Below are 15,936 nucleotides of genomic sequence, written 5' to 3' on the forward strand. Positions count from 1 at the left end.
TTCCATAAACTTATGGCCGGAACTAAGCGGTATAAAATGAATCTGAGTTACACAGCAATTTTGCGTTATCTGTAAATCGAGATTAAGACACATGAAAAAAACCACATTAGCAATGAGTGCACTGGCTCTGAGTTTAGGTTTAGCGCTGTCTCCTCTGACTGCTACTGCAGCTGAGACCGCATCGTCGGCAGCGACCGCGCAGCAGATGCCAAGCCTGGCACCGATGCTCGAAAAAGTGATGCCATCGGTGGTGAGTATTAACGTTGAGGGCAGCACAACCGTCAATACGCCGCGTATGCCGCGTAACTTCCAGCAGTTTTTTGGTGATAACTCACCTTTCTGCCAGGACGGTTCGCCATTCCAGAGTTCCCCGTTCTGTCAGGGCGGTGGTGCAGGGGATGACACCCAGGGGGGTGGCCAGCAGCAGAAATTCATGGCGCTTGGCTCGGGTGTGATTATCGATGCGGCGAAAGGCTACGTCGTGACCAACAACCACGTTGTTGATAACGCCAACAGCATTAAGGTTCAGCTGAGCGACGGGCGTAAATTTGATGCCAAAGTGGTCGGGAAAGACCCGCGCTCCGATATCGCGCTGATCCAGATTCAGGATCCGAAAAACCTGACGGCGATTAAAATTGCCGACTCCGATGCGCTGCGTGTCGGTGATTATACCGTCGCTATCGGTAACCCGTTCGGTCTGGGTGAAACCGTAACCTCGGGGATTGTTTCCGCGCTGGGTCGTAGCGGCCTCAACGCCGAAAACTATGAAAACTTCATCCAGACGGATGCCGCCATCAACCGGGGTAACTCCGGCGGTGCGCTGGTGAACCTGAACGGTGAGCTGATTGGTATCAACACCGCGATCCTTGCACCAGACGGCGGTAATATCGGGATCGGCTTTGCTATCCCAAGTAACATGGTGAAAAACCTGACCGCGCAGATGGTGCAGTATGGCCAGGTGAAACGCGGTGAACTGGGGATTCTGGGTACCGAACTGAATTCCGAACTGGCTAAGGCGATGAAAGTTGACGCCCAGCGCGGCGCATTTGTCAGCCAGGTGATGCCGAACTCCTCCGCGGCGAAAGCGGGCATTAAAGCAGGTGATGTCATCACCTCCCTGAACGGGAAACCGATCAGCAGCTTTGCCGCGCTGCGTGCTGAAGTGGGCTCTATGCCGATTGGCAGCAAAGTCACCCTCGGCCTGCTGCGTGACGGTAAACCGGTTAACGTGAGCCTGGAACTGCAGCAGAGCAGCCAGAATCAGGTTGATTCCAGCACCATCTTCAGCGGCATTGAAGGCGCCGAGATGAGCAATAAAGGTCAGGACAAAGGCGTTGTGGTGAACAACGTTAAAGCGAACAGCCCGGCTGCGCGCATTGGCCTGAAAAAAGGCGATGTGATCATGGGTGCGAACCAGCAGCCAGTGAAAAACATTGCTGAACTGCGCAAAATTCTGGACAGCAAACCTTCCGTGCTGGCGTTGAATATTCAGCGTGGTGATACCTCAATTTACCTGCTGATGCAGTAATCCTCTCAGGCCCCTGTTTCAGATGAGCAGGGGCTTTTCACCTTTCTGTGACCTTTTCCACAACTCCATACTTCTCCCTTTCACTTTGTGCATTCGCACAATGCAGCGGTAGCTGAACTTCCCTATGCTTGAGCTCTGCTCACAGGAGGGTTACATGGCTGGCTGGCATCTCGATACCAAAATGGCGCAGGATATTGTGGCACGCACCATGCGCATCATTGATACCAATATCAACGTAATGGATGCCCGTGGGCGCATTATTGGCAGTGGCGATCGTGAGCGTATTGGGGAATTGCACGAAGGGGCGCTGCTGGTGCTCTCCCAGGGGCGGGTGGTGGACATCGACGATGCGGTGGCGAAACACCTGCACGGTGTCCGTCAGGGCATCAATTTACCGCTGCGTCTTGAGGGGGAAATTGTTGGCGTTATCGGCCTGACCGGCGAGCCGGAGTCGCTGCGAAAATATGGCGAACTGGTCTGTATGACGGCGGAGATGATGCTTGAGCAGTCGCGCCTGATGCATCTGCTCGCCCAGGACAGCCGTCTGCGTGAAGAGCTGGTGATGAACCTGATTCAGGCGGATGAGCATACCCCTGCACTCAATGAATGGGCGCAGCGCCTGGGAATCGATCTGAATCAACCGCGCGTCGTGGCGGTAATTGAGGTGGACAGCGGCCAGCTTGGCGTCGACAGTGCGATGGCTGAGCTGCAGCAGCTGCAAAATGCGCTGGCGACACCGGAACGCGATAACCTGGTGGCGATTGTCTCTCTGACGGAAATGGTGGTGCTCAAGCCCGCGCTGAACGCGTTCGGGCGCTGGGATGCAGAAGATCATCGTCGTCGCGTGGAGCAGTTGATAGCCCGCATGAAGGAGAATGGTCAGCTTCGTTTTCGCGTCGCGCTGGGCAATTACTTCACCGGTCCGGGCAGTATTGCCCGTTCCTGGCGTACTGCCCGCACCACCATGATGGTGGGTAAGCAGCGGATGCCGGAAAGCCGCAGTTATTTCTACCAGGATCTGATGCTCCCGGTGCTGCTCGACAGCCTGCGCGGTGGCTGGCAGGCCAATGAGCTGGCACGTCCGTTAGCGCGCCTCAAGGCAATGGACAACAACGGTCTGTTGCGTCGGACGCTGCAGGCGTGGTTCCGTCATAACGTACAGCCGCTGGCAACGTCGAAAGCGTTGTTTATACATCGCAATACGCTGGAATATCGACTGAACCGGATTTCGGAGCTAACAGGGCTGGATCTGGGGAGCTTTGACGACAGGCTGCTGCTTTATGTGGCGTTACAGCTCGATGAGCAGAGATGAGTGAAATACGGCCTGATGCCCTTACTCCATCCCTTTCCACGGGAGAGGCGCAAACACTAAAACGGCAATCAAAGATTGCCGTTTTAAGTTTATTTCCGGGTAAGCTTTTCAAGATCCGCTTCGATTTCGCTAATCTTGTTGGTGACTACGCTTTCAAGGTGACGCAGATCGTCGAGGATCTTACGTTTGAGATCGACTTCAGTGCGGTCGCGCTGACAGATCTGATCGAGTTCATCGATCACATAGCGCAGATTAGGGCTGATTTCCTGAACTTCTTTGTATCCCTGTCCTACACCGTCAGCGACGACGGTCTTACGCTGGCGTGGATATTTAAACTTCACGCTCTTGGCGAAAAACTCTCCTTTGTCCTTGTGAAAATAGATTTTCAGAATGTCGTTATTAGCTTCCTGGCGAAGGCTGTAACGATCAATTTCATCAGGATTGGTAATGCCCAGACTTTTCAGATTATCGTACATAGCGGTACCCTTGATCTCAACATAACCTTTGAATAATTAACGAAAAAATCTATTTTCGCCACCCTCAGATATGAAAAAAGCGGGGTGGCCCCCGCTTTTTGTTATATCCGATTAATCGATGGTGCGCAGCAACTCATTGATGCCCACCTTACCGCGGGTTTTCGCATCAACTTTCTTCACGATAACCGCACAGTACAGGCTGTACTTGCCATCTTTTGACGGCAGGTTGCCGGAGACCACAACGGAACCGGCCGGCACGCGACCGTAGTGAATTTCACCGGTCTCACGATCGTAAATACGGGTACTCTGACCGATGTAAACGCCCATCGAGATAACGGAGCCTTCCTCAACGATCACGCCTTCCACCACTTCAGAGCGCGCGCCGATGAAGCAGTTATCTTCGATGATGGTTGGGTTAGCCTGCAGTGGCTCCAGTACACCACCGATACCCACGCCGCCGGACAGGTGAACGTTTTTACCGATCTGCGCGCAGGAGCCGACGGTTGCCCAGGTATCCACCATGGAGCCTTCGTCTACGTAAGCACCGATGTTAACGTAGGAGGGCATCAGCACGGTGTTACGCGCGATGAACGCACCCTGACGTACGGCCGCTGGCGGTACTACGCGGAAGCCTTCTTTCTGGAAGCGAGCTTCGTCGTAGTCAGCGAATTTCATAGGGACTTTATCGAAGTAGCGGCTTTCTGCTCCGTCGATAACCTGGTTATCATTGATACGGAAAGAGAGCAGCACGGCTTTCTTCAGCCATTGATGAGTTACCCACTGACCGTCGATTTTTTCTGCTACACGTAGCGCGCCGGAATCCAGCAGAGAAATAACCTGATTAACCGCTTCACGGGTAACGGTATCCACATTTGCCGGAGTAATCTCGGCGCGACGCTCAAAAGCGGACTCAATAACGTTCTGTAACTGCTGCATTGTTTACTCTTTCCATTTCACTAAAAAACACGTCACCCTTTATCGTTTGGATTGAGGGCTGCTGTCAACCGTTGTTGCACTTCAAGTTGCAGGTCATTATTAAGGGCACGCCGGTCGGCGGTGGCGATTATAAATAAATCTTCTACTCGTTCGCCAATGGTTGTAATTCTGGCCCCGTGAAGCGAAATTCCCAGATCGGCAAAAACCTGGCCGACGCGGGCGAGCAGCCCTGGCTGGTCGAGCGCGATCAGCTCCAGGAACGATTTACGATCGGTGTGGGTCGGCAGGAAATTGACCTCGGTATCGACGGTAAAGTGGCGTAATTTCGACGGCTGACGACGCGGCTGCGGTGGCTGCCAGCTGCGCTGGGTGATCGCCTGTTCCAGGCCAAAACGTATCCCTTCATGGCGGTCCGACGACAGCGGGCTTCCGTCTGGCTCCAGCACAATAAAGGTGTCCATCGCCATGCCGTCCCGGGTGGTGAAAATCTGCGCGTCGTGAACGCTCAGGTTACGCCTGTCCAGTTCGGCACAAACCGCAGCAAACAGATAAGGCCGATCCGGACTCCAGATAAAGATCTCGGTACCGCCGCGCGTGGCCTGCGGACTGAGGAGGATCATCGGCTGCGATAAATCATGCTGAAGCAGATGTCGCGCATGCCAGGCAAGCTGGTTTGGGCTGTGGCGGACAAAATAGTTGGCACGACAGCGCGCCCAAATCTGATGCAGCGCTTCTTCATCAATGTTATCCATCCGCAACAGCGCCAGCGCCTGCAGCTGATGATGGCGTACACGCTCGCGCATGTCCGGGGTGTTTTGCATCCCGCGGCGCAGCTGTTTTTCGGTGGCAAAGTACAACTCGCGCAACAGGCTTTGCTTCCAGCTGTTCCACAGCGTTTCGTTGGTGGCACAAATATCGGCTACCGTCAGGCAGACCAGATAGCGCAGGCGGTTTTCCGTCTGAACCTCTTCTGCAAACTGCTTGATGACCTCCGGATCCTGAATGTCACGACGCTGCGCGGTGACGGACATCAGCAGGTGGTGGCGTACCAGCCAGGCAACCAGCTGCGTCTCACGAGAGTTCAGTCCATGCAGTTCGGCAAATTTCAGCACGTCCTGCGCGCCGAGCACCGAGTGGTCACCGCCGCGACCTTTGGCGATGTCGTGGAACAGGGCGGCAATCAGGATCAGTTCCGGGTGGGTAAGACGTGGCCACAGTTCGACGCACAGTGGGTGACGTGAGCGTGTCTCTTCTCTGGCAAAGCTCTCCAGCTTGAGCATGACGCGGATCGTGTGTTCATCCACCGTATAGGCGTGGAACAGATCGAACTGCATCTGCCCGACGATATGTGACCACTGTGGCATATAGGCCCACAGCACGCTGTGGCGATGCATCGGCAGAAGCCCTCGGCTGACGGCACCCGGATGGCGCAACATACTGAGAAAAAGGGATCGGGCTTCCGGGATATAGCACAGTGGCTGCGTCAGATGACGGCGCGCATGGCGCAGATGACGCAGCGTTGTGGAGTAGATCCCGGTGATCGTGCTATTGCGAACCATGGTGTAGAACATCCGCAGGATCGCTTCCGGCTCACGGATAAACAGCGTTTCGTCGCGCAGATCGATAAGCGTGCCGCGCAGCTGGAATTCATCATCGATCGGCCGCGGTTTTTCGTCCGCCGTCAGGGCCAGGATCGCTTCGTCGAACAGCTGCAGCAGCATCTGGTTCAGTTCAGTGACGCGACGGGTAACGCGGAAGAAATCCTTCATCATGTGCTCAACCGGCTCGTTACCTTCACCGCGGTAGTTGAGGCGCTGCGCCACGCTGAGCTGACGGTCAAACAGCAGACGGTTATCGTAGCGGCTAAGCTCGAGATGTAGGGCAAAACGGATCCGCCAGAGCAGGTGCAGACACTCATTCAGCTCGTTTCGCTCAGCCTCGGTTAAAAAGCCGAAGCCAACCATCTCGTCCATTGAGGTGGCGCCAAAGTGGCGGCGGGCCACCCACTGCAGCGTGTGAATGTCGCGCAGTCCGCCCGGACTGCTTTTAATATCCGGCTCCAGGTTATAGCTGGTGCCATGGTAGCGCTGGTGACGCTGATTCTGCTCCTCGACCTTCGCGGCGAAGAATTTTTCTGAAGGCCAGAAGCCGTCGCTGAAAATGTGTTTTTGCAGCTCCAGGAACAACGCAACGTCGCCAATCAACAGGCGGGTTTCAATCAGGTTGGTGGCGACGGTCAGGTCAGATAATCCTTCAAGCAGGCACTCTTCCAGCGTGCGCACGCTGTGGCCCACTTCAAGCTTCACATCCCACAGCAGCGTCAGCAGTTCGCCAATTTTCTGCGCCTGTTCATCCGGCAGCTTTTTGCGACTTAAAATCAGTAAGTCGATATCGGAAAGCGGATGAAGCTCACCGCGGCCATAGCCCCCGACGGCGACCAGTGCCACGTCACTGATCTGCCCAAACCCGTAATCAATCCACAGACGCTGCAGGAGCTGGTCGATAAACTCGGTGCGTGCTTCAATGAGCTGCTCCGCGGAGATACCGGCATCAAATGCGCTTCCGAGCCAGCGCTGGAAGACATCCATATGCGCCTTGATACCGGCGCAGGTCAGATCCTGCTGGGGCCAGACGCCCGGGTTATCGGGCTGGTCGGGTAGGGTGGGAAGTGCTGTGTTAGCATACTGTTCGGGTAAAAGATTACTCATCGTGCGCCACCCATAAGAAAAAGCTATAGCCATTAAAAAAGCCGGCATCTGCCGGCTTTTTTATCATTCATCGTGCGTGAGTATCGCCGGGATGGTGTCATCCTTGCGCAACGTCATAATTTCGCAGCCGTTGTCTGTTACCACAATAGTATGCTCGTACTGCGCAGACAAGCTTCTGTCTTTGGTTTTCACCGTCCAGCCATCTTTCATGGTGCGGATGCGGTAATCACCGGCGTTGACCATCGGCTCGATGGTGAAGGTCATGCCTTTTTGCAGTACCACGCCGCCGTCATCCGCATCATAGTGCAGAACCTGTGGCTCTTCGTGGAAGACACGGCCAATGCCGTGGCCGCAGTATTCACGCACAACGGAGAAACCTTCCGCTTCAACGAATTTCTGGATAGCGGCCCCAATGGTGCGCAGGCGAATGCCGGGTTTAACCATTTTCAGCGCCAGGTAGAGGCTTTCTTGCGTCACTTTGCACAGACGCTCGCCCAGAATCGTCGGCTTGCCCACGATGAACATCTTAGAGGTGTCACCATGGTAGTCATCTTTAATGACCGTCACGTCGATGTTGACGATGTCGCCATCTTTGAGCAGTTTTTCGTTGTCCGGAATACCGTGACAAACCACTTCGTTAATCGAAATGCAGACGGATTTCGGGAAACCATGATAGCCAAGGCAGGCGGAGACCGCGTGCTGCTCATTGACGATATAGTCGTTACAAATGCGGTCCAGTTCACCCGTGCTCACGCCCGGCTTCACGTACGGCTCGATCATTTCCAGCACGTCTGCGGCCAGACGACCGGCGACGCGCATCTTTTCAATTTCTTCAGGTGTCTTAATAGAGATAGCCATGTAATCTGTCCATCAGTGTCGATTTTTTCGACAATACTAGTCTAAGTGTCGTTAATGGTATCAGTCAGGCGCACCCCGTGCCAAATTGAGAATCATTAACAGCACACTCGGCCAACAACTGTTGGTTTCTGGTCGTGTTTTGTGGTATAAAGCGCGCCGGACTTCCGATCCATTTCAGATACACAGGCTGGACGGAAGCGACAAATCTCACTTTGTGTAACAACACACACGTATCGGCACATATTCCGGGGTGCCCTTCGGGGTCGGTAATATGGGATACGTGGAGGCATAACCCCAACTTTTAATATAGAGGTTTTAAACATGGCAACTGTTTCCATGCGCGACATGCTCAAGGCTGGTGTTCACTTCGGTCACCAGACCCGTTACTGGAACCCGAAAATGAAGCCTTTCATCTTCGGCGCACGTAACAAAGTTCACATCATCAACCTTGAGAAAACTGTACCAATGTTCAACGAAGCCCTGGCTGAGCTGAACAAGATCTCTTCCCGTAAAGGTAAGATTCTGTTCGTTGGTACTAAGCGCGCTGCAAGCGAAGCTGTGAAAGATGCTGCTAACAGCTGCGATCAGTTCTTCGTGAACCATCGCTGGTTGGGCGGCATGCTGACTAACTGGAAAACCGTTCGTCAGTCCATCAAGCGCCTGAAAGATCTGGAAACCCAGTCTCAGGACGGTACTTTCGACAAGCTGACTAAGAAAGAAGCGCTGATGCGCACTCGTGAACTGGACAAGCTGGAAAACAGCCTGGGCGGTATCAAAGATATGGGCGGCCTGCCAGACGCGCTGTTCGTAATCGATGCAGACCACGAGCACATCGCAATCAAAGAAGCTAACAACCTGGGTATCCCGGTATTCGCTATCGTTGATACCAACTCCGATCCGGACGGTGTTGACTTCGTTATCCCGGGTAACGACGACGCAATCCGTGCTGTTAGCCTGTACCTGAGCGCTGTAGCTGCTACCGTTCGTGAAGGCCGTTCCCAGGATCTGGCTTCTCAGGCGGAAGAAAGCTTCGTAGAAGCTGAATAATAAGGTTTCACCCCTTATTAGTACCGTGTATGAATAGGGGCCAATTATCGGCCCCTTTTTTCAATTTACACTGTTTGGCCTCAGGCCGGGCAGTTCACATCTCCCGAGGATTTAAGAATGGCTGAAATTACCGCATCCCTGGTAAAAGAGCTGCGCGAGCGTACTGGCGCAGGCATGATGGATTGCAAAAAAGCGCTGACTGAAGCGAACGGCGACATCGAGCTGGCAATCGAAAACATGCGTAAATCCGGTGCGATCAAAGCAGCTAAAAAAGCAGGCAACGTTGCTGCTGACGGCGTGATCATCACTAAGATCGACGGCAACTACGGCATCATCCTGGAAGTTAACTGCCAGACTGACTTCGTTGCTAAAGATGGTGGTTTCCAGGCATTTGCTAACAAAGTTCTGGACGCAGCTGTTGCGGGCAAAATCACTGACGTTGAAGTTCTGAAAGCACAGTTCGAAGAAGAACGTGTTGCTCTGGTTGCTAAAATCGGTGAGAACATCAACATCCGTCGTGTTGCTTCTCTGGAAGGCGACGTTCTGGGTTCATACCAGCACGGTGCACGTATCGGTGTTCTGGTTGCGGCTAAAGGCGCTGATGAAGAGCTGGTTAAACAGCTGGCTATGCACATCGCTGCAAGCAAACCAGAATTCGTTAAGCCAGAAGACGTGTCTGCTGAAGTGGTAGAGAAAGAGTACCAGGTTCAGCTGGACATCGCGATGCAGTCTGGTAAGCCAAAAGAAATCGCAGAGAAAATGGTTGAAGGCCGCATGAAGAAATTCACCGGCGAAGTTTCTCTGACTGGCCAGCCATTCGTTATGGATCCAAGCAAGTCTGTTGCTCAGCTGCTGAAAGAGCACAACGCTGACGTGACTGGCTTCATCCGCTTCGAAGTGGGCGAAGGCATCGAGAAAGTTGAGACTGACTTCGCAGCAGAAGTTGCTGCAATGTCCAAGCAGTCTTAATGATTGAAAAGGAGCCGCCTGAGGGCGGCTTCTTTTTGTCACCCGTCACACGAAATCAGACAGGCTCCAGTATCCCTGTGCTGATATGCGACATATCATGTCGCCAGAATTAACCCCCATCTTAATCGTTGACAGTCTCAGGAAAGAAACATGGCTACCAATGCAAAACCCGTGTACAAACGCATTCTGCTTAAGCTGAGTGGCGAAGCGCTGCAGGGATCGGAAGGCTTCGGTATTGACGCAAGCATCCTTGACCGCATGGCACAGGAAATCAAAGAACTGGTCGAACTGGGTATTCAGGTTGGCGTGGTCATTGGCGGTGGCAACCTTTTCCGTGGTGCTGGTCTGGCGAAAGCGGGGATGAACCGCGTTGTGGGCGACCACATGGGTATGCTGGCAACCGTGATGAATGGCCTGGCAATGCGTGATGCGCTTCATCGCGCCTATGTGAACGCCCGCCTGATGTCCGCAATCCCATTGAATGGCGTCTGCGATAACTACAGCTGGGCAGAGGCGATTAGCCTGCTGCGCAACAACCGCGTGGTGATCCTCTCCGCCGGTACGGGTAACCCGTTCTTTACTACCGATTCCGCTGCCTGCCTGCGCGGTATCGAGATCGAAGCCGATGTGGTTCTGAAAGCGACCAAAGTCGATGGCGTGTTTACTGCCGACCCGGCAAAAGATCCGTCTGCCACCATGTACGATCAGCTGAGCTACAGCGAAGTGCTGGAAAAAGAGCTGAAAGTGATGGATCTTGCCGCCTTTACGCTGGCTCGTGACCACAAACTGCCGATCCGTGTCTTCAACATGAACAAACCTGGCGCACTGCGTCGCGTGGTCATGGGTGAAAAAGAAGGCACTTTGATCACGGAATAATTTCCGTCGGCGATAAATACAGGTAAGATTCCGCTTTATTTTGTAGTGGTATCTTACCTGGGCGCGCCTTTGGCGTTGTCAGAATTAAACGCGACTATACTTAGCACACCTGTAGCGCTGTGCTGGCGGATAGTCTGCCTGAGACAAGTTTTCAAGGATTCGTAACGTGATTAACGAAATCAGAAAAGATGCTGAAGTACGCATGGAAAAATGCGTAGAAGCGTTCAAAACCCAAATCAGCAAAATCCGTACTGGCCGTGCTTCCCCAAGCCTGCTGGATGGCATCATCGTAGAATACTACGGCACGCCAACGCCACTGCGTCAGCTGGCGAGTGTTACCGTTGAAGATACCCGTACGCTGAAAATCAACGTCTTCGATCGTTCTATGAGCCCAGCGGTTGAGAAAGCGATCATGGCGTCTGACCTCGGTCTGAACCCAAGCTCTGCGGGCGCTGACATTCGCGTTCCACTGCCTCCACTGACTGAAGAACGTCGTAAAGACCTGATCAAAGTTGTTCGTGGTGAAGCTGAGCAGGGTCGCGTATCCGTGCGTAACGTACGTCGTGATGCGAACGATAAACTCAAAGCGCTGCTGAAAGAAAAAGAGATCAGTGAAGATGACGATCGTCGTTCACAGGACGACATTCAGAAGATGACGGATGCTGCGATCAAGAAAATTGATGCGGCGCTGGCAGATAAAGAAGCGGAACTGATGCAGTTCTGATTTCTGTCGTACACTGATAAACGCCGTTCAGAAGGACTTCGGGTCTTGCTGGCGGCGTTTTGCTTTTATCTGGTCTAACTTTTTTCGGGCATCTCATGAAGCATTTAACACTCCTTGGCTCAACCGGCTCTATCGGTTGCAGCACTCTCGACGTTGTTCGCCATAATCCTGAACATTACACCGTGACCGCGCTGGTGGCCGGTAAGAATGTGCAGCGTATGATCGAACAGTGCCTGGAGTTTACGCCTCGCTATGCGGTTATGGATGACGAAGAGAGCGCCCGCCTGCTCACCGCGCAGTTGCGTGAGAAAGGCTGTCGTACCGAGGTCCTGAGTGGCCAGCAGGCGGCCTGCGACATGGCTGCGCTGGATGAGGTTGATCAGGTCATGGCGGCAATCGTCGGGGCTGCAGGGCTGCTACCGACGCTTGCCGCTATTGATGCCGGTAAAGAGGTTCTGCTGGCTAACAAAGAGTCGCTGGTGACCTGCGGACGTCTCTTTATGGAGGCGGTGAAGCAGCGCGGGGCGCGTCTTTTACCGGTCGACAGCGAGCACAACGCGATTTTTCAGAGTTTACCGCAACCTTTTCAACAGAACCTGGGGTACGCTGACCTGGAGCAGAATGGCGTTGTATCGATTTTGCTTACCGGGTCAGGTGGCCCGTTCCGTGAAACGCCACTGTCTGAACTGAGCGCAATGACGCCTGAGCAGGCGTGCCGTCATCCGAACTGGTCAATGGGGCGTAAAATCTCCGTTGACTCCGCCACCATGATGAACAAAGGTCTGGAATACATTGAAGCGCGCTGGCTGTTCAATGCGTCGGCGAAACAGATGGAAGTGCTGATCCACCCGCAATCGGTGATTCACTCGATGGTGCGCTATCAGGATGGCAGCGTCCTTGCGCAACTGGGCGAACCGGACATGCGCACGCCTATCGCGCATGCCATGGCGTGGCCGAATCGGGTGAAGTCCGGGGCGAAACCGCTCGATTTTTGCAAGCTGAGTTCACTGACCTTTAGCGAACCGGACTACGATCGTTATCCGTGTCTGAAGCTTGCGATGAAAGCCTTTGACCAGGGGCAGGCGGCGACGACGGCACTTAATGCAGCTAATGAAATTACCGTTGAGGCATTTCTGAATCAGCAGATCCGATTTACCGATATTGCGACGTTGAATTTATCGGTACTGGAAATGATGGATTTGCGCGAACCACAAAGCGTGGAAGAGGTGCTGGCGGTGGATGCACAGGCTCGCGTTATTGCACGTAAGCAGGTGACACGCCTCGCAAGCTGGTGATAAAGCAAGCACTAGTGGTTGTGCTATTTGTTAGCGTTGGGCTTCAGTGATATAGTCTGCGCCACCTGATCGCAGGTATTTGACTTTACGTGGTCAGGTAAGCCGTGGTTTGACACGGCTTTTTTACGTATAGGCTTCAGTATTCCTGAGTACCGTTAAATCCTTTTCAGGGACCAAAAACGCGTTATGTTGTCTGCGAATCAACCAATAAGCGAAAACTTGCCAGCTCATGGCTGCCGTCATGTAGCAATCATTATGGATGGCAACGGCCGCTGGGCGAAAAGACAAGGGAAGATACGAGCCTTTGGGCATAAAGCTGGGGCGAAATCTGTTCGCCGCGCCGTTTCTTTTGCCGCCAATAACGGCATTGATGCGTTAACGCTCTATGCTTTTAGCAGTGAAAACTGGAATCGACCGCCGCAGGAAGTGACCGCGTTGATGGAATTGTTTGTGTGGGCGCTCGATAGCGAAGTAAAAAGCCTGCACCGCCACAACGTCCGTCTGCGTATTATCGGCGAAACCAGTCGTTTTAACTCACGTTTGCAGGAACGGATTCGTAAAGCAGAAGCGCTGACTGAAAATAATACCGGTCTGACGCTCAATATCGCGGCGAATTACGGTGGACGCTGGGATATTATCCAGGGCGTTCGGCATCTGGCCGAACAGGTTCAGGAAGGGCTGTTGAGACCCGACCAAATTGATGAAGAGGCGCTGAGTAAGCAAATCTGCATGAATGAACTGGCACCTGTGGATTTGGTAATTAGGACAGGGGGAGAACATCGCATCAGTAACTTTTTGCTGTGGCAAATTGCCTACGCCGAACTTTACTTTACTGATGTTCTTTGGCCCGATTTTGATGAACAAGACTTTGAAGGTGCGCTGCATGCCTTTGCCAATCGAGAGCGTCGTTTCGGCGGCACCGAGCCAGGTGGCGACAAAGCCTGATGGGGGTAGCTTTTGCTGAAGTATCGCCTGATTTCCGCTTTTGTATTAATACCCATTGTCATTGCGGCGCTGTTTTTACTGCCCCCGGTGGGATTCGCTATTTTGACGCTGGTGGTCTGCATGCTCGCCGCGTGGGAATGGGGTCAGTTTAGCGGCTTTACCTCACGCACTCAGCGGGTATGGCTGGCGGTATTCTGTGGCTTTATCCTGGCCCTGATGCTGTTTACCTTGCCTGAATATCACCATGATATTCATCAACCGCTGGTTGCCGGTTCCCTTTGGATATCGCTGGGCTGGTGGGTTGCCGCGCTGCTGCTGGTGCTTTTTTACCCAGGTTCCGCGGCATTCTGGCGTAATTCAAAAGTGTTGCGTCTTATTTTTGGCCTGCTCACAATTGTTCCTTTTTTCTGGGGTATGGTCGCACTGCGCGCCTGGCACTATGACGAAAACCACTACAGCGGCGCGATCTGGCTGCTTTATGTGATGATTCTCGTCTGGGGGGCTGACTCTGGGGCCTATATGTTTGGTAAACTGTTTGGCAAACATAAACTGGCGCCAAAAGTGTCTCCGGGCAAAACCTGGCAAGGATTCATCGGCGGCCTGTTTACGGCAGCAATCATTTCTTGGGGCTATGGCGTCTGGGCGAATCTGGAAGTGGCACCGTCAATACTGCTGGTGTGCTCTATTTTTGCTGCGCTGGCCTCGGTACTCGGTGATTTAACCGAAAGTATGTTTAAGCGTGAAGCAGGGATTAAGGACAGCGGACACCTGATTCCAGGACATGGCGGTATACTGGATCGCATTGATAGCCTGACAGCGGCTGTTCCAGTGTTTGCGTGCTTGCTTTTACTGGTATTCGGGACGATTTAACGGAAGGTTTTATGCTGAGCATTCTCTGGAATCTGGCGGCGTTCATTGTTGCACTGGGTGTACTGATTACCGTGCATGAATTTGGCCATTTCTGGGTTGCTCGCCGTTGCGGTGTGCGGGTAGAGCGGTTTTCCATCGGTTTTGGTAAATCACTCTGGACGCGCACTGACCGCCACGGCACAGAATTTGTCATCGCTCTTATCCCGCTTGGCGGCTACGTTAAGATGCTCGACGAACGCGTTGAGCCTGTCGCCCCTGAGCTACGACACAGCGCATTCAACAACAAAACCGTTGGACAACGCGCCGCCATCATCGCTGCCGGGCCGGTAGCCAACTTCATCTTTGCTGTTTTCGCCTACTGGCTGGTGTTTATCATCGGCGTGCCTGGCGTGCGTCCGGTTGTAGGTGAAATTGCGCCTGATTCCATCGCGGCGAGTGCGCAAATTACGCCGGGGATGGAACTTAAAGCGATTGATGGCATCGAAACCCCTGATTGGGATGCCGTGCGTCTGCAGCTGGTAGCCAAAATTGGCGATCGGCAGACAACATTCAGCGTGTCGCCGTTTGGTTCTGACCAGCGGCAGGACAAAGTGCTCGATTTACGTCACTGGCGTTTCGAGCCAGACAAAGAAGATCCCGTCTCTGCGCTGGGCATTCGTCCACGCGGTGCGCAGATTGAGCCGGTATTAGCCGAAGTACAGGCAAACTCGGCTGCCAGCAAAGCAGGTTTGCAAGCGGGCGACAGGATCGTTAAAGTCGATGGTCAACCATTAACAGAGTGGATGACCTTTGTTACTCTGGTGCGCGATAATCCGGGCACGTCGCTCGCGCTGGAAGTTGAAAGGCAGGGCAGTCCGCTTTCGCTGACGCTGACTCCGGATACGAAGTCGGTCGGCAAAAAGGCAGAAGGGTTTGCAGGCGTTGTGCCGAAAGTCATCCCGCTGCCAGATGAGTACAAGACAATACGCCAGTATGGGCCGTTCAGCGCCATCCTTGAAGCCACGGATAAAACATGGCAACTGATGAAGCTGACGGTAAACATGTTGGGGAAATTGATAACCGGTGATGTGAAACTGAACAACCTCAGTGGGCCAATTTCAATAGCTCAGGGGGCTGGGATGTCAGCGGAGTTCGGGGTGATTTACTATCTCATGTTTCTTGCGCTCATTAGCGTGAACCTTGGGATAATCAACCTGTTCCCGCTTCCCGTTTTAGACGGGGGTCATCTGCTGTTTTTGGCGATTGAAAAGCTAAAAGGCGGGCCGGTATCCGAGCGAGTTCAAGACTTTAGTTATCGCATTGGCTCGATTTTGCTGGTGCTGTTAATGGGGCTTGCACTTTTCAATGATTTCTCTCGGTTGTAAGAGAGTTAGTTAGGAAGAACGCATAATA

Annotated in this window: 14 protein-coding genes; 10 read left to right on the forward strand and 4 right to left on the reverse strand. The window is 53.4% G+C overall.

Features of this window, described 5'->3' with window-relative positions; translation table 11 throughout:
* Positions 1–91 precede the first annotated feature (91 nt).
* Entirely contained in the window at positions 92–1,528 is a 1,437-nt protein-coding gene (degP, locus tag ACMVME_RS12155; RefSeq protein WP_032679638.1) for a serine endoprotease DegP, read from the forward strand.
* Positions 1,529–1,682: 154 nt separating this feature from the next.
* Positions 1,683–2,840, forward strand: a complete 1,158-nt coding sequence (gene cdaR, locus ACMVME_RS12160) for a DNA-binding transcriptional regulator CdaR (protein WP_020882613.1) — start codon at positions 1,683–1,685, stop codon at positions 2,838–2,840.
* Positions 2,841–2,929: 89 nt separating this feature from the next.
* Here cdaR and ACMVME_RS12165 read toward each other — a convergent pair whose 3' ends face one another.
* From ACMVME_RS12165 to map, 4 genes are all read right to left on the reverse strand, one after another.
* Positions 2,930–3,316, reverse strand: a complete 387-nt coding sequence (locus ACMVME_RS12165) for a DUF3461 family protein (RefSeq protein WP_014168696.1) — start codon at positions 3,314–3,316, stop codon at positions 2,930–2,932.
* Between the two features lie 111 nt (positions 3,317–3,427).
* On the reverse strand, positions 3,428–4,252 hold the full coding sequence (gene dapD / locus ACMVME_RS12170) for a 2,3,4,5-tetrahydropyridine-2,6-dicarboxylate N-succinyltransferase (RefSeq protein WP_020882614.1): 825 nt from the start codon (positions 4,250–4,252) through the stop codon (positions 3,428–3,430).
* Positions 4,253–4,284: 32 nt separating this feature from the next.
* Positions 4,285–6,960, reverse strand: coding sequence for a bifunctional uridylyltransferase/uridylyl-removing protein GlnD (gene glnD, locus ACMVME_RS12175; protein WP_020882615.1), 2,676 nt, complete (start codon positions 6,958–6,960; stop codon positions 4,285–4,287).
* A gap of 63 nt (positions 6,961–7,023) precedes the next feature.
* Complete coding sequence (gene map / locus ACMVME_RS12180) at positions 7,024–7,818, reverse strand: type I methionyl aminopeptidase (RefSeq protein WP_014168699.1); 795 nt, start codon at positions 7,816–7,818, stop codon at positions 7,024–7,026.
* Positions 7,819–8,139: 321 nt separating this feature from the next.
* Here map and rpsB point away from each other — a divergent pair, with 321 nt between their 5' ends.
* The 8 genes from rpsB (at position 8,140) to rseP (ending at position 15,908) form a co-directional block, all read left to right on the forward strand.
* Positions 8,140–8,865, forward strand: a complete 726-nt coding sequence (gene rpsB / locus ACMVME_RS12185; protein ID WP_003856207.1) for a 30S ribosomal protein S2 — start codon at positions 8,140–8,142, stop codon at positions 8,863–8,865.
* A 117-nt stretch (positions 8,866–8,982) separates the two neighbouring features.
* Complete coding sequence (tsf, locus tag ACMVME_RS12190) at positions 8,983–9,834, forward strand: translation elongation factor Ts (RefSeq protein ID WP_008501911.1); 852 nt, start codon at positions 8,983–8,985, stop codon at positions 9,832–9,834.
* A gap of 150 nt (positions 9,835–9,984) precedes the next feature.
* Complete coding sequence (gene pyrH, locus ACMVME_RS12195; protein ID WP_003856194.1) at positions 9,985–10,710, forward strand: UMP kinase; 726 nt, start codon at positions 9,985–9,987, stop codon at positions 10,708–10,710.
* A gap of 166 nt (positions 10,711–10,876) precedes the next feature.
* A complete protein-coding gene (gene frr, locus ACMVME_RS12200; protein ID WP_014168702.1) occupies positions 10,877–11,434 on the forward strand; it encodes a ribosome recycling factor in 558 nt (185 codons plus the stop codon).
* A gap of 95 nt (positions 11,435–11,529) precedes the next feature.
* Positions 11,530–12,729, forward strand: a complete 1,200-nt coding sequence (ispC, locus tag ACMVME_RS12205) for a 1-deoxy-D-xylulose-5-phosphate reductoisomerase (RefSeq protein ID WP_020882617.1) — start codon at positions 11,530–11,532, stop codon at positions 12,727–12,729.
* A 186-nt stretch (positions 12,730–12,915) separates the two neighbouring features.
* On the forward strand, positions 12,916–13,674 hold the full coding sequence (gene ispU / locus ACMVME_RS12210) for a (2E,6E)-farnesyl-diphosphate-specific ditrans,polycis-undecaprenyl-diphosphate synthase (protein WP_014168704.1): 759 nt from the start codon (positions 12,916–12,918) through the stop codon (positions 13,672–13,674).
* Between the two features lie 12 nt (positions 13,675–13,686).
* Entirely contained in the window at positions 13,687–14,544 is an 858-nt protein-coding gene (cdsA, locus tag ACMVME_RS12215) for a phosphatidate cytidylyltransferase (RefSeq protein WP_068795197.1), read from the forward strand.
* Between the two features lie 11 nt (positions 14,545–14,555).
* Positions 14,556–15,908, forward strand: coding sequence for a sigma E protease regulator RseP (rseP, locus tag ACMVME_RS12220; RefSeq protein ID WP_020882618.1), 1,353 nt, complete (start codon positions 14,556–14,558; stop codon positions 15,906–15,908).
* Positions 15,909–15,936: the final 28 nt, after the last annotated feature.

Origin of the sequence: Enterobacter cloacae complex sp. 2024EL-00711, assembly GCF_047529885.1 — a bacterium.
GTDB lineage: Bacteria > Pseudomonadota > Gammaproteobacteria > Enterobacterales > Enterobacteriaceae > Enterobacter > Enterobacter ludwigii.